This window comes from uncultured Paraglaciecola sp. (genome assembly GCF_943787955.1).
In the GTDB taxonomy this organism is placed as follows: Bacteria; Pseudomonadota; Gammaproteobacteria; order Enterobacterales; family Alteromonadaceae; genus Paraglaciecola.
This window is the reverse complement of the sequence record NZ_CALSOK010000013.1, coordinates 1-21,429: the sequence shown is the minus strand read 5'-3', so window position 1 is coordinate 21,429 and position 21,429 is coordinate 1. Positions and strand designations below refer to the sequence as shown.

Below are 21,429 nucleotides of genomic sequence, written 5' to 3'. Positions count from 1 at the left end.
ATAAAAGTCTAAAGTGGCTAATTTGCAGGCGTTAATATCAGTATCCAGCGCTTTTGGGTTTCAGAAAAAACTTAGCAATAACGACTTGCTGTAAAATCTGCTACCCACTCGAAACACTCTAGCGTCTAGGCACCACAAAAATCAGTTTTAAAGGGTAATAGCTCTGCTCAATAATGTTATGGCCAAACCGAACTCGTTGCCGAGCATCAGCATCCAGATGATATACAATGTAGTGTAATATAGATTATATAAATCACCATCAATACCACAACAAGCTGGCTTATGCTTGCTTGTTGTGAGGGTTTTAATTGTTTAATCCATCAGTTACATAAATAATAATTAACCCTTATGACGCAACTCAAATCTAAGGTTCAACCAAGATGAATTTCTGAATAAAAAAGAAACTGGTGGGGAACAGGTTGAGCTTATCTGCTCCTGCGATCACGATGCTACCATCGTCCCTTACCAGTATTGCTTGGGCCGACTCGGAGCTGCTACTATAGTCAAATAATATGCCACCTGTACCATTAAACATTTGGTCTAAGACCCCTGTTGCTTCAATGCGGGCAATGAAAATATCTTGATTAGTATCGTTGCTATTGAAGCCGGTGATTAAAATCCGGCCGCTGGCATCCAAAGCCAAACCGAGTGCTTTTGCCTCGCTTTCACCATAAGTATAGCTAGTAGTAACAATACCATCGCTATTTAATTGTACCAATAAGCTGGCAGGTTGAGCCTCGATTGTATAATTACCAGCAGTGACGATTTTACCGTCACTTTTGATTTTTATCCGTCTCAGTGTATGAACATCGCCATTAATCTCTGAGTCTAAATCAATTGTGGCATAACCGTTGTTGGGAGAGGCAAAATTTTCAGTATCCAAAGTGCCATTATCGAGTACTCTAAATACCAAGCCATTGTTGTCTTTTTGACCGACAGCTACGATGGCATTGTTGCTTTGAATTGCAATATCTTCGACGGTTTCATTAGCATTTAAGTCTGATTTAAACTCTCCACTGTCACCAAAATTGCTGTCTAGTATGCCACTAACGCTCATTCTGGCTATGTAGATATCGTAGCCATCAGTACCAGCGACAACGATTTTATTGTTAGAATCAACTGCCACGGCATTAAACGACAATTGGGAACCACTGGACAATAGCTTAGAACCCTGGTGGTTGAAACTGGTCTCGTTGAAACTGGTCTCTAAGGTGCCGTCGGTTTTGAGCATCACTACCAGCCCCTGTTCATCAAAAGAGCCCACGACCACCAGTTTGCCGTCACTCAGTTCTACAATGTCTTGACCGACAATGTTGGATTCTACACTGACATGCACGTAATAACCGTTGATACCGAAGGTTTCATCCTGTGAGCCATCTGCGTTGTAGCGGGCGACAATCAGTACACTGCCACTACTTCCAACAGTGGTGCCTACTGCGACGAATTTGCCAGCGTGTGGTGCGACGGACAACTCAATCAGCTCAGATAAGGTATCAACACTAAACGTGGCATCTAGGGTGTTGAAACCATCAACACTAAAGCTGCTATCCAATATACCTGCACTGGTATAACGGGCGACCACCACGTCAGGCTCGACAACGGTGGTTGTGGTGGTGAGCAATACTGCCCGGTTACTTGAATCAATCTGCAAGTCTTCGGCTGTATTCTCTTGGTCGCTAAGACCAAAGGTGGCTTGACCGGAGGTACCATAAGTATTGTCGACGCTGCCATTGGCGTCAGTCTTGTAAATTACGGTATCAAAATTGGAAATACCTGTGTAGATGCCAAAATACAAATTATTGGAGCTATCACTGGCCACGGTTGTGCCGGTGGACTGGTTGCTGGTGCCTGTGCCATCACCATCAATATCTACCACCAGTAAACCGTTGGTGCCAAAACCGGTTATCAGAGTTCCACTGCTATCAATTTTTAAGGCAGCAAAGTCAGTCTGGTTGCCTGTTGGATGCACCGAAGCACCTGTCATGACGACTTCATCGGCATTATTGATATAAGCGTCAAATGCGGAGTCGTCTTGACTATTACCAAAATCAAAGGACGCCATTCCAGTGGCATTATAAGATGTATCGAGGAAAGGTGTAGAGGATACATCGAAGCGGGCGATGCCAAAATCGTCTAACGTAGAGCCTTCCTGACAGGCAGGCTCTCTCACAGTGCCAACAATCAAGGCCTTGCCATCGCTTTGTAACACAATGGCATGAGCGATATCGGTGCCGTTAAAAAAATCAAGCGTAGTATCCACATGAGTGTTGCCGTCTGCGGAGAACTTGATCAGGCTGAAATCACCCAAGGTGTTATGCCCTGCGATGAGAATATTGTTATCGGCATCAAGTACCGCATCGGTGGCTGTGGTTTCCACGGTAATTTCGCTGTAATAATGGTAACCGAAACCGCTATGAAAGGTGGTATCCAGCACACCTGCATGGGTATAACGGGCAGTAAAGACCAGATTCCTGGAATCGTTAGCTACGAAGATGATGTTGCCAATGATGATGATATTGCCAAAGCTATCAATGGTCACCCCAATAGCTTCCATTTGCTGTACTTGAAATCCAAAGTCTTCGGTAACCAGACCTTGATGACCAAAGCTGCGGTCCAAGGTGCCATCGGTGTTAAAACGGGTAATAAAGAATTCGGTTAAGGGGCCTGAATAGTTATTTCTGCCGACCACTACTAATTTGCCGGAGGCGTCGATGACGCTGGCCTTGGGGAGATCAAACCGACCTGCGGCAAAAGCGTTGGAGCCAGCGGTGCCCGAAGTCCCGAAAGCAGTATCCAAGGTGGGGGTGACATTTTCTTCTACATTGGTGACCGTTATTGTGCCGGTTGCCGTGGCAGAGAGACTGCCAACTCCGTCATCGGTAACTTTAAAGGTCACTACATGCTCAGTGGCTAATTCGTAATTCAATAGTAAATTATCAGCGATGATAACGTCACCAGTGTTGGGCTCTATGGCAAAAATTCCGTCAGTATTACCACTTTGAATGCTGTATGTCAGGTTATCGCCATCAATGTCTGCAGCTGAAATACTCAACACGGTAGTGTTGTTGGCTACGTTTTCAGCAATTGAAGCGATGCCGTCAGTATAAGTCGGGGCATCATTAACACTGACCACACTGACTGTGACTATCGCTGTCGCGGTGCCACCATTGTCATCACTCATTGTATAGTCGATAGTATCAGAGCCGTTAAAGTTAACATTTGGCGTATAGGTAAGGGAAATACCATTGTCAATTGTCACGGCTCCACTGGTGGCAGTCGCCGCGGTGATGGTTAACGTATCGCCATCAACATCAATGTCATTAGCCAGTACATCGATATTGACTGACGTGTCTTCATTGGTGCTGGCGATATCCGCGTTAGCAATGGGTATATCATTGACTGCGCTGATGGTGACAGAAACGCTGCTACTGGCACTGGCGCCTTGACCATCACTGATGGTGTAACTGACGGTATCAGTACCACTAAAATTAACATTTGGCGTATAGGTAAGGGAAATACCATTGTCAATTGTCACGGCTCCACTGGTGGCAGTCGCCGCGGTGATGGTTAACGTATCGCCATCAACATCAATGTCATTAGCCAGTACATCGATATTGACTGACGTGTCTTCATTGGTGCTGGCGATATCCGCGTTAGCAATGGGTATATCATTGACTGCGCTGATGGTGACAGAAACGCTGCTACTGGCACTGGCGCCTTGACCATCACTGATGGTGTAACTGACGGTATCAGTACCACTAAAATTAACATTTGGCGTATAGGTAAGGGAAATACCATTGTCAATTGTCACGGCTCCACTGGTGGCAGTCGCCGTGGTGATGGTTAACGTATCGCCATCAACATCAATGTCATTAGCCAGTACATCGATATTGACTGACGTGTCTTCATTAGTGCTGGCGATATCCGCGTTAGCAATGGGTATATCATTGACTGCGCTGATGGTGACAGAAACGCTGCTACTGGCACTGGCGCCTTGACCATCACTGATGGTGTAATTGATGGTATCAGTACCACTAAAATTAACATTTGGCGTATAGGTAAGGGAAATACCATTGTCAATTGTCACGGCTCCACTGGTGGCAGTCGCCGTGGTGATGGTTAACGTATCGCCATCAACATCAATGTCATTAGCCAGTACATCGATATTGACTGACGTGTCTTCATTAGTGCTGGCGATATCCGCGTTAGCAATGGGTATATCATTGACTGCGCTGATGGTGACAGAAACGCTGCTACTGGCACTGGCGCCTTGACCATCACTGATGGTGTAATTGATGGTATCAGTACCACTAAAATTAACATTTGGCGTATAGGTAAGGGAAATACCATTGTCAATTGTCACGGCTCCACTGGTGGCAGTCGCCGTGGTGATGGTTAACGTATCGCCATCAACATCATTATCGTTTTCCAAGACACTAATATTGATGTTGCTATCTTCATTGACACTAGCATTATCATCGTTGGCAACCGGTGCATCATTAATCCCGTTGACGGTAACCATTACTAAAGCTGTCGCAGTGCCACCATTGCCGTCACTGATAGTATAGTTGATGGTATCAGAGCCGTTAAAATTAGCATTCGGTGAGTAGTTTAGGCTTTGGTCAGCAGAATTTACGGTAACAGTGCCATTGTTGGCTGAAACGGTGGCAATGGTCAAGGTATCACCATCAGGATCGCTGTCATTGTTTAGCACAGTAAAAACCAGTTGTGTGTCTTCTGTTGCGGTGGCGTTGTCATTCTCCGCTATAGGTGCATCGTTAACATTGATAACTGTAAGGGTAAAGGCTTGCGAATCGCTTGCGCTACTGTCGTCTGTTACCGTTAAATTAATATCATACTCGCCCACTGCATTATTATCTGGCGTCCCCATCAGGCTGGCGCTGCCATCTCCATTATCACTTAGGATTAACCAACTTGGTAAGGGTGTTGAACTACTGATAGTGAGGCTATCCCCATTGTCTATATCGCTAGCGGCAACTTGATATTCATAGAGGGTATCTTCCTCAACTGTGCTGATAACACTTGAGTTGATGATGGGCACATCGTTAACATTGATGACTGTAAGGGTAAAGGCTTGCGTATCACTTGCGCCACTGCCGTCTGTTACCGTTAAATTTATATCATACTCGCCCACTGCATCATTATCTGGCGTTCCCACTAGGTTGGCACTGCCATCTCCATTATCACTTAGGATTAACCAACTTGGTAAGGGTGTTGAACTATTGATAGTGAGGCTATCCCCATTGTCTATATCGCTGGCGGCAACTTGATATTCATAGAGGGCATCTTCCTCGACAGTGCTTATAGCACTTGAGTCTATGGTGGGCGCATCGTTGACGTTACTCACGGTTATGGTCACGGTCGCTGGGTTGCTGCTACCACCTTCGTTATCGCTGACGCTATAGGTGAAGCTGTCGTTACCAAAGTAGTTCGTTCCTGGCGTGTAACTTATCACTCCGGTAGCTGGGTCAACGCTGACCGTACCTTGACCAGGAGCGCTGGCAATGCTCACTGTGGCACTGTTAATACTGTTTTCAATATCGCTGTCGTTACCTAACACGTTGATAGGATAGGTAATGTCTTCAACCACGTTGCTGACGATATCATTGTTGGCCACGGGGGCATCGTTTATAGGATTAATAGTGATGTTAACCGTGGCCTCATTCGAAGTACCATCATCTGTGTCCTTTACCACATAAGTGAAGCTGTCTTCGCCGTTGATATTAGCATTGGGCGTGTAGGTGATTGCGCCATTGTCACTATCTATACTTAAACTACCTTTAGCCGGCGCGCTCATCATACTCACGGTGGCTCTGTCGATGTCATCTTCGCCGTCAACGTCGCTGTCGTTAACCAGCACATCAATGGTCACCGGGGTATCTTCATCCGTGTTGGCACTATCGTTAACGGCAAACGGTAAGTCGTTTTCACCGGTGATGTTGATAGTCACAGTAGCAGTATTGCCGATTGTGCCCGTGCTGTCCTGGGCATGATAAGTAAAGTTATCAGTGCCATTAAAATCACTAGTAGGTTCGTACCTTACTTTATCATCGACTATCGTCACCCTACCATTGCTTGGCTGGGTATCAATGCTAATCGTGCTTACCTTGTCGTCCGTGTCGACATCCGTATCATTGGCTAATATATCAATTAAAATGGCAACATCTTCGTTGATGGTTTGTATATCATTAACCATCACAGGGGCATCGTTCACAGATTCCACGTTAATGCTTACCGTGGCGATATTTGAGGTACCATCCTGGCTGTCACTGACCTGATAGGTAAAGCTGTCAGGGCCATTGAAGTTGACGCTTGGGGTATAAGTAATGACACCGTTATTGGTGTTAATACTGGTCGCGCCATTGCTTGGAGCAGTCACTACACTGGTGCTCGAGGGTAACAAAAAGTCTTCGCTGTCAAAGTCGTTGGCCAATACATCTATTGGCACTGTGGCATCTTCATCAACAATCACCACGTCATCATTCGCTTGCGGCGCATCGTTTTTGGGGTTAATGGTCAAAGTAACCGTCACCGCATTAGAGTCTAGAAAGGTATCATTGGCTTTGTAAGTAAAGCTATCGGTGATGGTTTCACTGCCATCGTGAATATAATCAAATGAGCCGTCAAGATTAAGAGTTAAAGTGCCATTATTGACATTATTAACCAATACTGTGGTTATCACGCTATCAGCATCGATGTCGCTATCGTTATTAAGCACACTGGCAGTGGCATTAACATTAAGAGTGTTACCTTCATCAACACTGTAAGCATCAGCCACTGCCACTGGAGCATCGTTAGTATTGCTAACCGTGATGCTAAAGGCCGCCAAGCTGGCTTCTGCATCAGCACTATCGCTCACCGTGATCACAATATCAGAGGTGGCGCCCACATTTTTATTCTCTGGCGAACCCGTTAAGGCCCCCGTTGCGGTGTCAAAACTAGCCCAGCTGGGTTGGTTCACAATCTTAAACGTCGCGGTATCCATTGCATCGATATCGCTTACGGTCGGGGTGAAACTATAGCCAGCATCTTCTGCCACCTCGGTGGCCGGAGTGCCACTAATCACCGGTGCGTCGTTAACCACTAAGACTGTCACCAACACTGATGCTGAGGCGGAACCACCATTGCCATCATCAATGCTGTAGTTGATGGTATCCTCACCGTTAAAGTTTGCCTTAGGGCTGTAATTAAGGCTTTGATCAACAGAATTTACGGTGACACTACCATTGTTAGCTGAAGCAGTGGAGACGGTCAGTGCATCACCGTCGATATCGCTATCATTGGCCAGCACAACGATGCTGATGGCGACATCTTCTGTTGTGGTGGCGGTGCTTGATAATGCAATGGGTGAGTCATTAACGGGGTTGACAGTGACTGCAACGCTTGCCGAAACGGTTAATCCACCAACATCGATGAGTGTATAACTGATGGTGTCGGCGCCGTTGAAATTACTGATTGGAGTATAACTCAGGCTATTGTCGGCATTGACGGTAACTGTGCCGCTGTTTGCCTGTGCAGCGTCGATTGATAGTGTATCGCCATCTATATCTGAATCGTTGGCCAGCACATTTATGGCGACTAAAGTATCTTCGTCGGTGCTGCTAGTGTCATCTACCGCTACTGGCGCATCATTTTGAGCGACTATGGTCAGAGAAACTGTGGTTGAAGAAGAACCGCCAAGGTCGTCATTGACGGTATAACTGATGGTATCGACGCCGTTGAAATTGAGTGTGGGGTTATAGTCGATGGTTTGGTTGGGCAGTACCGTGGTTGTGCCATTGGTTGCCAAAACTGCTGTGACGGTTAGCGCGGTGGCATTGGTGTCGATATCGGTGTCGTTGGCTAATACGATGATATTAATAGCGTTATCTTCGTTGGTTACCGCAGTGTCTGCAACTCCAATAGGGGCATCGTTAACTGCGGTTATGGTGACTGTAACCGTGGCGGAGTCTGTTGCGCCGTTGCCATCGTTAACGTTGTAGCTGATGGTATCACTGCCATTAAAGTTGGCGTTTGGCAGGTAGTCGATCGAGCTGTCGAGACTGACGCTGACTGTGCCGTTGGTGGCGGTTGGATCGGTAACCATTAAAGCATCGCCATCTACATCGCTGTCGTTGGCTAGCACATTAATGGTGACTAGCGTGTCTTCGTCTGTGGTGGCGTAATCATTAACAGCAACCGGGGTGGAGTTGACTGAAATAACGTTAACAGTGACTGTCGCCGAAGCTATGCCGCCATTGTTATCGCTAATGGTGTAGTTAACTGACGCATTGCCATTGAAATTAGTGGTGGGGGTAAACAGCAAAGTGTTGTCGGCGTTAGCCGAAACCGTTCCGTTGGTTGGGTTACTGACCGTGGCGTTTAGCACCACCAATGTATCGCCATCAATATCGCTGTCGTTGGCTAGCACGTTGATGTTAACGGCGGTATTTTCTTGAGTGTTGGCAGTGTCATCAAGAGCTACAGGTGCAACGTTAATGTTCAGCACGGTAACACTAATTATGCCAGTGGCAGTGCCGCCGTTGTTGTCTGATACCAAGTAGCTGACCTGCGCCACGCCAACAAAATTCATTACTGGTGTGTAATTCAGGGTGTTATTGCTTTGCACCGTGGCGGTGCCGTTGTTTGTGACCGCATTGATTAGGGTCAGGGTGTCGTTTTCAACATCGCTATCGTTCCTCAGCGGGTTAATGTTGATCAGGGTTTCTTCTGAGGTTGCAATTGAGTCAGGGTTGGCGAGCGGCGCATCATTGACCGATGCTATGGTTAAATTAACCGTGGCGGTGGCACTACCGCCCCGACCATCCAATATTTGATAAGTAAAACTGTCGCTGCCGAAAAAATTGGCGTTGGGTTGATAACTAAACGTACCATCGGCTGCCAGTGTCACCGAGCCGTTGGCTGGATTGGTTTGCGCCGTGGTATTTACCGTTAATGTATCGCCGTTTGGATCTGTGTCATTGGCGGTTAACAAAGGCAGGTTGTTACCGTTGACATTCAGCGCCTGATCTTCATTTAAAGCATAATCGTCGTTGGCTGCAACCGGGGCTAGATTGACGTTATCTACCGAAACAAACACCTTGGCTGTGGTGTTGCCACCTGCGCCGTCTGTGATGGCGTAATCAATTTCAGCTTTGCCTAAAAAGCCGGTGGTAGGGGTGTATGTTAGAGTATTGTCGACATTGATGGCCACTGTGCCCGCAGTTACGATGGCATTGGTGACGGTTAATGCTTGATTTTCAATATCACTGTCGTTGCTTAAAACGTTAATGGTGATTGGGGTATTTAAAATGGTTTGTACGGTGTCGTCATTAGCTATGGGAATGTCGTTAACATTAATGATGGTGAGGGTCACAGTGCCGGTGGATACTCCCCCCCTATCATCACTGACCAGATAGCTAAAACTGTCGCTCCCAGCGAAATTGGCATTGGGAATATAAACAAAGCTGCCGTCAGTCTCCAGCGTTAATTGACCATTAATTGGGGCCTGCGCGGGCGTGGAATCTACCGTGATGGGATCTAAATCTACATCAGAGTCATTGCCCAAAAGGCCGTTGGCTGTATCCGCTGAAAATAGGCTGTCTTCGGTGAGTGCATAGTCATCGGTAATAGCAATAGGGACTTCATTGCTTCGAGTAATAGTGAAAGTGCCACCAGCCTGAGCGGTATTGCCCTGCAAGTCAGTAATTTGGTAAATGAAAGAGTCGGTGCCGTAATAACCGGGCGTGGGGATGTAGGTAAAAGTACCATCAGCACCCATATTGAGCGTGCCGTGGGCGACAGACCTGACAAAATTGGTGATGATGCTCAGCTCATCACCAGTGTCTAAATCACTGTCGTTGTTAAGGATTGACATGCGCCCTACTGCGCTGTTGTCGGCGACAAAAGTCTGATTTTCGATGAGGGTATAGTGGTCGTTGGCGGCAACAGGAAAAAAGCTCGCGCCGTTGATGGTAATTCGCACAACTGTTGGTGGATCAGATACCGTGGTGCCATCGGTGATGTGGTACGAAAAGCTATCTTCGCCTGAACTGCCGGGATTGTTGGTGTATTCAAAGCTACCATCGGCATTAAGTGTGACAGTGCCCTGAGTTGGCTCAACCACTGGCGTGGTCACGACACTGATGCTGTTACCGTCGATGTCCAAATCGTTGATCAGCAAACCCGGCGCAGCCACCGCTAACAGAGCTTGAGCTTGAGCTTGAGCCCGGGCAAGAGTATGAGAATTTGATAAGCCAACAGGGGCATTATGATTTTTGCCTCGTGCCTGGTCAATTAAGTTAAAATTATTAAAAGAAGCCTCTGGTGGATCATTGACTTGGTTGACCGTGATGATCACCACTGCCTCAGCTGTTTGCCCCAGACCGTCACTAATGCGATAGCTAAAATTATCGCGTCCGACAAAGTCAGCGGTTGGGATATAATTGATGGTGCCATCAGCATTTATGGTCAAGGTGCCGTTTTCAGGTTGGCGTATTGGGGCGGTACTAATGGTCAGTGTTTGGCTTTCTAAATCGCTGTCGTTGGTGAGTACGTTTTCTATGAGGGTAGTATCTTCGTCCATAAAGTAGTTATCGTTGCCTGCGGTTGGCGCAAAATCTTCTGCACCACTAAGCGCCGAAACTTTCAACGTTTCGCTAAAAGCACTTTCACCAGAGCCGTCTATTGCGGTGACCGCAGTAAAAAAAGCCTTATCATCTTCTTTGCCGCTTAAAACCTTTTGTGGATCCCTAAGTGCCAAAAATGCTTGTCCATCTGCCAGTGCTTGATAATTCTCGTGAGTTACCCCGGCCTGCGAAGCAATATAAACGTTGTAACGCAAATAATTATTAAGGGCATTCCAAGAAAGTTCGATATTGCCCACAGTACGCTTCGCATTCAGCCCTGTGACAACTGTTTTGTTCCAGATAAAACTAACGTTAGTCAAAAATGTTTTGTTGCCTTGCGTGTCTTGCACCCACAACTGTAGTTGTTGTGGTCCGGAGCTTTGGCCATAATCCAGCGGATTAATGCCGGTGACCGTGCGGCGATAGGCTACCCCACAATCAGTGGCGCAAAGTTCCAGTGCCTTAGTGCCCCCTGCAAACCCAACATAAACGTTATTGATACCGTCTGGATCTTCTAAATCTACTGAAATAGTCACATTACCGGTTAATGATTGGTCAGCCAAAGGTAAACGAAACACGCCTGTGGCGTTGGAAAACGAAGCTGATTGAACTTGAGTGGCCTTATAAGCCTTGTTTTTGGCCTTTTGTACATAGTCAAAAGCAACGATTTTTGGTGCAGTCGCAGTCGGCGACGTCGGATTGGGTGTTGGTTCTAGGGTCGGTTGGTTTTGGCTATCAGCGCCACAAGCAGACACGATTGTACTTAACAAAAAAACTATAACGATACGTTTGAATTGCATGAACCGGTTTTTGCGGTTGTTGTAATTTTTTGTGCTCACCAGTTTAAATTTAGAAACAGGGAATCTGTTGTTTATAATCATACTGCTAATTTCCTGCTTTATAAAATACTGGTCGCCCACGAGTGGTTATAACTTACATCACCATTAATGCTCACAAAGACATGCGCACTTTATTACTGTTTATGTTTACAACTGCTAATATTTCATAACATTCCGATTGAAATGGTTTGAAGTGGACTTATAAAAAACATTTTATAGTATAATACATGCAATATAAAAAACTAAAAAAATATACAAAAGGTGCATAAAAATGTTTAATTCACAAAAACTCTGGTGACTCGTTTTGGCATGCGAGTGACCAATTCGTACCCTATGGTGTCAGCCCATACAGCCACTTCGTTTGCGGACAATGCCTTACCCCATAATAAAGCGTTATCACCAATTTGGACATTAGCCAGATCAGTCACATCAACCGAAATAAGATCCATCGACACTCTGCCCGCCAGTGGTGCCCGATGCCCATTTATGAGAACAGGTGTACCTGACTTTGCGCTGCGTGGATAACCATCGCCGTAACCGACTGCAATGGTGGCGATTACAGAGGGCCGCTGTGCCGTCCATGTGCAACCATAACCTACGGACTCCCCAGTTAAAATCTTACGCAAGGCTATCACCTGCGACTCAAAGTTCATGGCTGGGATAAGCTTTGAGGCTTCATCAATAGGTTTAGCAAAAGGACTCAAACCATACAACAAAATACCCGGACGATGCCAATCCACTCTAGTTTGATGCCAAGCTAATATCGCAGCAGAATTCGCCATACTCAGCTCCACTTTTTGATTGGCATTGTCAACAATGGGCGCAATACAGGTTTCAAATCGACTAATTTGCATGACGGTGTGCGCCCCACCCACATCATCAGCATGGGCAAAGTGTGTCATCAAAATGATATTATTAACATTTGATGATGCAGCTAACGTGGCATATATCGTTGCAACCTCTTCGGGCAAAATGCCTAATCGGTGCATACCCGTATCGATTTTCAGCCAAATATTTAGCGGTCTTGCAATTGTCGTGTTAAGCAGTTGTTCTAGTTGCAAACGACTATGGACAACAAGCTCACATTGATTGTCTGTTGCAACCTCTAATTCGGTTTCATCAAAACATCCCTCAAGCAATAAAATCGGTTTACTTAAACCGTTTACTCGCATAACCAAGGCTTCTTCAAGACAAGATACAGTGAACATTTCCACTAGTGGCTCCAATGCTTGAGCCACCTCTACCGCTCCATGACCATAGGCATCGGCTTTTATCACGGCCACTGTTTTAGAATAAGGCGCGAAAGTTTGTGCTAAACGGCAATTAGCCTGAATAGCAGCTAAGTCAATAATGATTTTGGCAGGTCTAGACATATGGCTTATTTTAGTTCCCGCTATTGTTAGTCAAAGTGTGTTTAATAAGTGTGTTTAATAATTGTGTTTATTGGCGCAATATAATGTTTGGGCAAGCAGCCAAATATCACCAACGCTTCCGGCACCTATTGGCTGTCCGTCTAGCTCAACCACAGGTGCAATATCTTTGCTTGAGCTGGTTAACCAAAGCTCATCCGCAGCATGGACTTCGGCCATACTGATCACTCTTTCTTGTATTTGCAAGGTGCCATCTTTACGTAAAATATCTAACAACATATTACGGGTAATGCCTGGTAGTAATTGGTTATCTAGCGGTGGGGTTAACACCACTTCATTTTTAACAATAAACACATTGCAGGCGCTGGCTTCTGTCAACTCGTTGTGCTGATTATACAAAATGGTTTCATCAACACCCGCTTCCTGACCTTGTTGGAAATGCATCACATTGCCTAACAGTGAGGTGGATTTAATCTGGCAACGTTTCCAACGCAAATCTTCGGTGCTAGTAACCCGATATTGTTTAACCTTCTGTTTATCGGCGAGAGTTGCCGCTGGAATGGAGAAAGCATAAGCAAACACTGTAGGTTGGATATTTTCAGGGAAAGCATGAAATCTTTTCATATCAGCACCACGACTAACATGAAAATACAAACCAAGATCACCCTTGCCATTTTTTTCAATTAAGTTTTGGGCGATATCACGCCAATCATTAACGCCCATCTTTAATTCAATACCAATTGCATCAAGGCCAATTTGCATGCGCTGAATATGTAACTCAAAACCCACTAACTTGGCTTGATAAGATGGCACCACCTCATATATACCGTCCCCAAACAGAAATCCGCGATCCATAGGCGATATTTTAGCTTCAGACATAGGCATAAACTGCCCATCTAAAAATACAATATTGTTAGCGTCTGCCATGATGTACCAAATTAAAAACGGTTATCTAATACTCTAATTATGTCATGAATAGCCGAACCATTAAGCAAAAAAAAATTGTTTTTATATTTCTTAATGTATTGGTCAGTTACAATATCTGCATAATTTCGTTAAAGATAATCTGTAAAACATGTCGCAAGTTGGAAAGTTTAATAATCTAGAAGTCGTCAATCAAGTGCCCTTTGGATTCTACCTAGACGCAGGCGATAAAGGTCAAATTTTACTCCCTACTAAAAATGCGCCCTTGGGCTGTAAGCTCGGAGATATGGTGAATGCGTTTATTTATCATGATAGCGATGATCGCCTTATCGCCACCATCAAACGTCCCAAGGTGTTTGTTGATCATTGTGCCTATTTAAAAGTGGTCAGTGTCACAAAAGTGGGGGTGTTTGTAGACTGGGGATTAGAAAAAGACTTATTAGTGCCATTCAGTGAACAAGACTACCCGATGTCTGAAGGCGTATCTTATGTGCTCTATGTATTCTGTGATGAAGAAACGGGCCGACTTGCCGCATCCACCAAGCTCAAAGATTTCTTATATGAAGAGTCGAGTGAAGAAGGCGGTACGTTCGAAGCTAAGCAAGAAGTTGAAGTGCTGATATGTGGACAGACTGACATGGGCTATAAAGCCATTATCAATGGCTCACACCTTGGCTTAATATTTAGAGATGAAGTTTTCCAGCCAATAAAAATTGGTCACTCATTAAAGGCCTACATCAAACGCATTAGGGAAGATGGGAAAATTGATTTATGTTTTCAGTTTCATGATCCTACTGCCCGCAACTCCTTGGAAGAACAGATAATGGAAGATTTAATTGCACATGATGGCCTGTCGACTTTAACCGATAAAAGCCCACCAGATGAGATTTCAAAACGTTTTAAAGTAAGCAAAAATGTTTATAAAAAAGCCATTGGCAATTTATTTAGACAAAAACGTATATTATTAGACAAAACTAAAATAACGCTTGTTAAAAAATAAAAAGATAAGAGAAAGAAATAATAGAAAGATAAGAGAAAGAAATAATAGAAAGAACGGAAACGATGAAAGCAACTGTTAGCTGGTAACATAACCTACGATTTACCTGTAAAACAGCATACCTTAGGCTTAGACGGTAATGGTGAAACTATGACTCCTATGGAATTAGTTTAACTGTCTGTTGGGGCTTGTTAGTCTATTGATGTGGTATATATCCTTGAAAAGTCGACAAAAACAGCGCATAACTGTGTGTGTCGACTTGATGTAGAAAGAGCAGATGAGGCGCTGCGAATTTTTACGTCAATTCATGCTCACTATATTGTGAAAGGTAAAGATTTAACTGAACAAGATGTGGCCAAAGCAGTACAGTTATCAGCTGATAAATATTGTTCTGTTATGTTGATGATGACAGGAAACGTTGAAATCACCACAAGTTATGAGTTAGCTTAAGCTTCGAGCTGCACAGTGTTTTTGTGAGTTGTGTTGACTGTCAATAAATAACGCCACCTTCACTCAAACTGTCTATGTATCTAGTTCGGCATTAAACGCAAGGCGCAAAGTAGGCATTGGCTTGGCTAGAGCATCAGATTTTTTAGACACTTGGTGATAACTATAGACAATACTATATAGATAACAGGTAAATAAAATCGAACAATTCATAACATCGTGGTTACTCAAACATCAGCAATATGCGTTGATAATCGTGCCTTTGATAGCTTTCCTGGAAGCCAGTGTTGGGGTAGGTTTGTTTGTTTCTGGCGTGATCCTTTTATCAGTCTGTACCATTTTGTATGTTGAACAAATTGCTACCTTATTTCAAATACTATCGCTGGCTTTTTGCGGCGCTGTACTTGGCGACCATAGCGGCTATTATTTAGGACGCTGGTTAGGCCCCCGATTCTACCACTCCCGCTTTGCACAAAATCGTATTGAGTTCTTAGAAAAAACTGAAAAACGAATATTAAAATACGGCAACTTCGCAATATTATTTGGCAGGCTAATCACTGCAATACGCAGTATTGTGCCGCTATTAACAGGTGTCAGTGGTATGACACGATTAAGATACTCAGCTTACGACTTGCTGGCCTGTGGGATCTGGACAGCGGGTCTTGGTCTATTAATCGTGGGTATTGATAAAATTTGGAGTTGAGTAAAGTGCGTCTAACCCTATCACAAATATTATGATGAAAAATTTCATCAGCTTCTCGTCTGCACTGTGGGTAACGACCAATCTTTTGCTCGGTTTTGCTTTACTGCTCCCGATTTCAATAATCAGTTGGCTAATCCCTTTGCCCGCAGTTACTCGCTGCTGCACCTTTATAGCAGATCATATTTATCGTATTGCCGTAAAGTTAGATACTTTTTGGATGCAGCAGGTAATAGGCATCGAGCTGGTGATCAAAGGTAAAGTCAATACTCAACAAACACCTGTGGTGATCTGCAATCATCAATCCTGGTTCGACATTCCACTGGTACAGCATGTTATTACTGGCAATGGGCCCAAAATAAAATTTTTAGTTAAACGAGAAATAGTGTGGATACCTATTATTGGTTGGATATGCTTGGTGCTCAATTTTCCACGGTTACGCCGGGGTAAAAACAACGGCGCGGGCGAAAGTGATTTTTCAATTATCCAAAAGGCATCAAAAGGCCACGGTAATGAATCTGGCGCATTGCTCATTTTTCCAGAAGGAACCCGCTTCACTGAGACGAAAAAAGCAAATCAGAAAGTGCCCTATCATCACCTTTTGAAACCCAAAACAGGGGGGTTAAAAATGATTAAGCAACACGCAAATGCAGAGACCAACTTAGTCGATATTACTATCGACTATCACCAAAAAAATGTGCATATTTGGCATTGCCTTCGGGCTGAGCCTGCAAAAATCACTATTACCCTTGAACATTACAACCTTGCAGAGATTGATGACATGGACACCTGGTTGAACAACCGCTGGCTAGAAAAAGACAAACTGTTGTCTAGCCAACAATACTAATTTAACCGCAATACAAAAGCTTCAAAGCAGCTATAATTCATCTGTCACACTCAGGTTTTTTCTTGAATAAAAATTAACATGATATCCATATGATTTTGTTTTTATCTGCTAAAAAAACGCCGCGTTCAACGTTAGCCTATGAAAGCTTTCGAGCATGCTGTTCTTATATAATTAAATGTCTAAAACTTCGCAAACGCCTGTTCAAAATCCGCCACTATATCGTCTATATCTTCGATACCAATCGACATTCTGATCATATTGTCATTTACACCCATCTCTTGTCTTTCTTTGGCAGTACTCTCAAAATAGATGGTCGAAGCCACAGGTAAAGCTAAGGTGCGAGTATCGCCTAAATGAGTGGCGCAGATCACTAAGTTTAATGTATTTAAAAATTGAATGGGGTCGATATCATCCACTAAATCTAAACTCAATATCCCTCCATAACCCGTAAAATGTTCTCTGGCTAAAAAGTGCTGAGGATGATCCACCAAGCCTGGATAATAAACCGCCGATACTTTGACATGATTATGAAGATAAGAAGCCAAACGCATCGCATTTTCACATACTTTGTCAGTTCGCAGCACTAAGGTCTCTAAGCCAATTGAAATAGCATGAGCAGAATCTGGTGATAACGTCCCGCCCATATCTCTTAGGCCTCTTTTACGAATCTGTGTGAGCCCCCATTGTGTTGCATCTGGGCCGCGGTAAATAGGCAAAATGTTCTCGAAGCCACGCCAATCAAACAGTCCGGTGTCCACTACTGCTCCGCCTAAGACGTTGCCATGCCCTGCAATGTATTTAGTTAAAGAACTAATCGTTAGTGAGGCCAAAACTGAATTAGCATCAAAAATATTAGCTGGGGTCATAGTGTTATCGACCAAAAACAGCGTGTTTTTAGACTGACATAGTTGGCCAATTGCCCGTAAATCTGCTACTTGGGTAACCGGATTGGCAATCGTTTCTAAGTAAACCGCTTTAGTATTATGTTTAAAAGCGGCTTTTACTTTTTGAACATCAGTCACATCAACAAAACTTAATTCAATGCCTAAAGATTGTAAGGTTTCGGCAAAACTACGGGTATTACCAAACAAAAAATGGCTAACAATCAGATGATCACCCGTTTTAAACAAGCTCAACATAGTGGCAGTGATGGCCGCCATGCCAGTCGAAAAAGTGATGGCGCCTATTCCCCCTTCTAAATGTGTAAGAATATTTTGCAGCGCAGTATTGGAGCCTGAAGACGAGCGAGAATAGACATGCCCTGCTTTTTTTCCCTGAAAAACATCCACTAAACATTGTGCATCTTTATATTCAAAAAGCACTGAGTTATTTGTGGCTTGATGCACCGCACCACTTTCAGGTGTATTCAACAACCGGTCTGCGTGAACCAAACGGGTAGTAAAACCTTTATTTTTCAATCTCTCTCTCCACAAGGGGGACAATTTTAGTGATCATCTTTTCAGGATACTTACCTTGTATATATTTGAAATGCAGATAAATCTTATTTAATTCATGTTGGGTATTGTCGCCTATATCGTGCAAAGGACCAAACTCGATAAGTTTTTTCTTATAATTAAAAGCTACCAAAAATACGGGCACGTTGGCTTTGTGTGCAATATGTAGAAAACCGGTTTTCCAAGGTGATATCGGACTGCGAGTGCCTTCTGGAGAAAGGCACAAAACCATACTTTCGGCTTCTCGCATTTTACTTGCCATAGCATCAACCAAACCATGTTTTGTACTTCGCTCAATAGGAATGCCACCCAATCGATGCAAAATGCGTTCAAAAGGTGGTATAAAAATACTGTGTTTGCCAAAAAAAGAAATTTTTAAACGCAAGTTAAAAGCCACAGCTAATCCCAGCACAAAGTCCCAGTTAGAAGTATGCGGTGCAACTGCAAGGATCATCTTTGAACAACAGGGAAAAGTCCCGCTGTAAGACCATCCCATCAATTTTAATACCGTTGTACCCAACCATTGGCTAAATTTATTACCTATTCTGGGCACTTGTTCGCAAAGAATAGGAGTATTTACGTTATCAAGCATTTCATTATTAGCTTTTGCAATTTAAACTAGGCAAATGGTCGCTCATGTAGACTATTTTGTCGAGGGTAAACAAAATGTTAACTCTCTAAATGATTACGCTAACCTCACCAAGGTAGCCCCGCCAATTTGGCTCCACTAATCTTAATTGTGACTGGAATAAAACCTTGAGAATTTTACTAGTTGTGTTTTCTATGTTCTGCTCGCTTGCGCATAGCCAACAAATTGCCCAAAACCTATTTGGACAATATCGTACCGCCCTGTATCAAATTAAAATAATAGAACTAGAGTCTGGTAATAAATCATCTATTGGATCCGGTTTTCAGATCGACATATCAGGAAATATAGTCACAAATTACCATGTAGTATCTAAATATGTGTATAACCCTGATAAGTTCAGAATTGAATATTTGGCACATGATGGTTCCCAAGGACAATTGCAACTCGTCGATGTAGATGTAGTGAATGACTTAGCCTTAGTCAGAAAAGTTGACCTATCTGAACAAGAAAATGCTTTCCCTATTGCACAGACTCTCCCATTGCAAGGCAGTGATATTTATTCTCTCGGTAATCCTCATGACTTAGGCATGATAGTAGTGCCAGGTACATTTAATGGATTGAAGAAAAGTAGCTTTTATCAACGTATCCATTTTACAGGTTCAATTAATCCAGGAATGAGTGGTGGGCCAGTGGTTAATAAAAATGGTGAGGTGATGGGGGTTAATGTAGCAACAGCAGGCAACCAAATTGGTTTCCTTATTCCATTGGAAAAAATTCAAGCGCTATTAAAAAGCCAAGATGCACAAGTGTTAAAAAGTGAGCAGTTTAAACCTCGCATCCAGACACAATTACTAGCTAATCAGAATAAGCTATTTTCCTTGTTAAATAACCAGACTTGGCAGACAACTGAATTAGGTGACGCGATAATCCCGTCGAAGATAACCGACTTTATCTCATGTTGGGGTGGCTCTAATACCAGCGATAAGGAGGCGTTATATTTGTCGGTAGAAAACCGTTGTCAGTTAGATGAACAAATATATTTGCACCATGAGTTACGCACTGGCGGGGTTGAAGTAGAATTTGAATGGTTAGATGGTAAATCCTTGGGCGAACATCGTTTCTATAATTTTTATTCACAAAGCATCACAGGTGCTGGTGCGGGCAACAATGCGACTAAAACAGATGTCACCAATTTTATTTGTGAACAAGATAAAGTGACCAACATCAATGTTGTGACCAATAAAACAGTAATGTGTTTAAGGGCTTACAAGGATTTTGAAAAACTCTATGATGTGCTTTTTGTTGCAGCCACACTTGATCATAGCCAACAAGGTTTGATTAGCCATTTCACGCTGGCTGGCGTTAGCAAAGAGTCTGCTTTGGTATTCACTCAGAAATTTATGGACGCAATAGCATGGCAATAGTTTTAGAACTGCTTTCTCGAAAAAACATTCCACTTAAACATTACAAATTTGAGCAAGACTATGTGTGTGTAGGTCGTGATTTTAATAATGACTTACGTTTAGACGACCCTTATGTTTGTCCTAGTCACATGTTGGTAGCCATTGATCCTGAAACGGGCAAGCTGATGGTCAATGACTGTCAGTCAACCAATGGCATCAAAGTGAACAATAAATTTGTCAGGCAAGCCACACTTAACTCACACGACATCATAAAAATTGGCCGCACGCGTTTAAGAATAATCGATACTAAAGTGCCTTTAGCTGAGGCTATACCTTTAAGCGAATTGGAAGACAACCTTAGCTGGTTAAACCAAAGCTTTTTAGCTATTTGTCTGTCGTTTTTTTGTTTGAGCTTTTTATTACTATCAAAACACTTGGGCAGTGTGCAAGAGTTTAGTTTGATTAAATCACTTCCCTCTGAGCTAGGGCAATTGGCCGTTTTTTGTTTATGGCCATTAACCTTTGCAATTTTAGCCAAAGTCGTCAAAAAAGAGAGCCATATTGTTAGCCAATTCAGTCTAACGTTATTGGTTATTCTACTCGTCAACGGGCTCATTTTATTACAGAAGATAGCCATCTTTAATATCAATCCTGGGACATGGTTTACGTGGATTGAATTGGTTATATTTGCCACCCTTGTTGCTAGTTTCATCTGGTTGAGTCTATTTATTGCATTTCATCAAACCAATCATAGGCGTAACATCATCGCATGTTCGATTACCTTCATGATACTCGCACCTATTTATGCTTTGGGATTTTTAAACACCGATGAATTTAGTCCTCGACCTCACTACAACCCGTTACTATTACCACCCACTTACAATATAACGTCTGCGTCACAAACGGATAAATTCATTGTTCACGCCAAACAGTTTATTCACTCAAGTCGATAAGCTTAAAGTTAAATAAACGCTTAGCTTTAAGGCAAATTTTAAAAGCCATTAAATACGGGAACCATGCGATGCATCGACTACTTTTGACTAAGATGACTAAAACCTTTAAGTAGTCGAATTTCCTGGGAAGGCCCGCTTAAATTCCTTTAAACTCCCGCTGAAAAATATGTGTGGAACACATATTAATAACCGTAGTTTGGCCTATGGTGAATAACATGGAGGGGTATTCGTAATCCGTCATTTTGAGGTGATATTGGTATATGTGTATTTTGTTTGTA

The 21,429-nt window shown here is 43.4% G+C and carries 11 protein-coding genes; 6 read left to right on the top strand and 5 right to left on the bottom strand.

Going from position 1 to position 21,429, the window contains the following annotated elements:
- Nucleotides 1-364: 364 nt before the first annotated feature.
- The 3 genes from Q0Y52_RS12090 to Q0Y52_RS12080 all read right to left on the bottom strand — a co-directional run bounded on the left by Q0Y52_RS12090 (nucleotide 365) and on the right by Q0Y52_RS12080 (nucleotide 13,764).
- Complete coding sequence (locus tag Q0Y52_RS12090; RefSeq protein WP_297821885.1) at nucleotides 365-11,509, bottom strand: Ig-like domain-containing protein; 11,145 nt, start codon at nucleotides 11,507-11,509, stop codon at nucleotides 365-367.
- Between the two features lie 233 nt (nucleotides 11,510-11,742).
- Complete coding sequence (gene alr / locus Q0Y52_RS12085) at nucleotides 11,743-12,840, bottom strand: alanine racemase (protein WP_297821883.1); 1,098 nt, start codon at nucleotides 12,838-12,840, stop codon at nucleotides 11,743-11,745.
- 54 nt (nucleotides 12,841-12,894) lie between these two features.
- Entirely contained in the window at nucleotides 12,895-13,764 is an 870-nt protein-coding gene (locus tag Q0Y52_RS12080) for an aminotransferase class IV (protein WP_297821881.1), read from the bottom strand.
- A 148-nt stretch (nucleotides 13,765-13,912) separates the two neighbouring features.
- Between Q0Y52_RS12080 and Q0Y52_RS12075 the strand changes: the two genes are divergently transcribed.
- The 4 genes from Q0Y52_RS12075 to Q0Y52_RS12060 all read left to right on the top strand — a co-directional run bounded on the left by Q0Y52_RS12075 (nucleotide 13,913) and on the right by Q0Y52_RS12060 (nucleotide 16,752).
- Entirely contained in the window at nucleotides 13,913-14,761 is an 849-nt protein-coding gene (locus tag Q0Y52_RS12075; RefSeq protein ID WP_297821879.1) for a S1-like domain-containing RNA-binding protein, read from the top strand.
- Nucleotides 14,762-15,007: 246 nt separating this feature from the next.
- Complete coding sequence (locus Q0Y52_RS19540; RefSeq protein WP_366939289.1) at nucleotides 15,008-15,208, top strand: OsmC family protein; 201 nt, start codon at nucleotides 15,008-15,010, stop codon at nucleotides 15,206-15,208.
- Between the two features lie 253 nt (nucleotides 15,209-15,461).
- Nucleotides 15,462-15,908, top strand: a complete 447-nt coding sequence (locus Q0Y52_RS12065; RefSeq protein ID WP_297822406.1) for a VTT domain-containing protein — start codon at nucleotides 15,462-15,464, stop codon at nucleotides 15,906-15,908.
- Nucleotides 15,909-16,047: 139 nt separating this feature from the next.
- The gene (locus Q0Y52_RS12060) at nucleotides 16,048-16,752 is read left to right on the top strand and encodes a 1-acyl-sn-glycerol-3-phosphate acyltransferase (RefSeq protein WP_297821877.1); all 705 of its coding nucleotides are present in this window, start codon (nucleotides 16,048-16,050) and stop codon (nucleotides 16,750-16,752) included.
- Nucleotides 16,753-16,931: 179 nt separating this feature from the next.
- Here Q0Y52_RS12060 and Q0Y52_RS12055 read toward each other — a convergent pair whose 3' ends face one another.
- Both Q0Y52_RS12055 and Q0Y52_RS12050 read right to left on the bottom strand, forming a co-directional pair.
- Nucleotides 16,932-18,170, bottom strand: coding sequence for a cystathionine gamma-synthase family protein (locus Q0Y52_RS12055; protein WP_297821875.1), 1,239 nt, complete (start codon nucleotides 18,168-18,170; stop codon nucleotides 16,932-16,934).
- Nucleotides 18,160-18,798 (bottom strand): 1-acyl-sn-glycerol-3-phosphate acyltransferase, encoded by a 639-nt coding sequence (locus Q0Y52_RS12050; protein WP_297821873.1) that lies wholly within the window; start codon nucleotides 18,796-18,798, stop codon nucleotides 18,160-18,162. Before Q0Y52_RS12050 ends, Q0Y52_RS12055 begins: the two co-directional genes overlap by 11 nt.
- 164 nt (nucleotides 18,799-18,962) lie before the next feature.
- Here Q0Y52_RS12050 and Q0Y52_RS12045 point away from each other — a divergent pair, with 164 nt between their 5' ends.
- Both Q0Y52_RS12045 and Q0Y52_RS12040 read left to right on the top strand, forming a co-directional pair.
- Nucleotides 18,963-20,219, top strand: coding sequence for a serine protease (locus Q0Y52_RS12045; RefSeq protein ID WP_297821871.1), 1,257 nt, complete (start codon nucleotides 18,963-18,965; stop codon nucleotides 20,217-20,219).
- Nucleotides 20,210-21,151: an FHA domain-containing protein gene (locus Q0Y52_RS12040; protein ID WP_297821869.1), complete on the top strand. Its 942-nt coding sequence runs from the start codon at nucleotides 20,210-20,212 to the stop codon at nucleotides 21,149-21,151. The genes Q0Y52_RS12045 and Q0Y52_RS12040 overlap by 10 nt, the downstream gene beginning before the upstream one ends.
- Nucleotides 21,152-21,429: the final 278 nt, after the last annotated feature.

Excerpts from the sequence above, each read along its gene's own strand:
- Q0Y52_RS12075 (WP_297821879.1), top strand. The coding sequence starts at position 13,913 with ATGTCGCAAGTTGGAAAGTTTAATAATCTAGAAGTCGTCAATCAAGTG.
- Q0Y52_RS12090 (WP_297821885.1), bottom strand. The coding sequence starts at position 11,509 with ATGATTATAAACAACAGATTCCCTGTTTCTAAATTTAAACTGGTGAGC.
- Q0Y52_RS12040 (WP_297821869.1), top strand. The coding sequence starts at position 20,210 with ATGGCAATAGTTTTAGAACTGCTTTCTCGAAAAAACATTCCACTTAAA.
- Q0Y52_RS12080 (WP_297821881.1), bottom strand. The coding sequence starts at position 13,764 with ATGGCAGACGCTAACAATATTGTATTTTTAGATGGGCAGTTTATGCCT.
- alr (WP_297821883.1), bottom strand. The coding sequence starts at position 12,840 with ATGTCTAGACCTGCCAAAATCATTATTGACTTAGCTGCTATTCAGGCT.
- Q0Y52_RS12050 (WP_297821873.1), bottom strand. The coding sequence starts at position 18,798 with ATGCTTGATAACGTAAATACTCCTATTCTTTGCGAACAAGTGCCCAGA.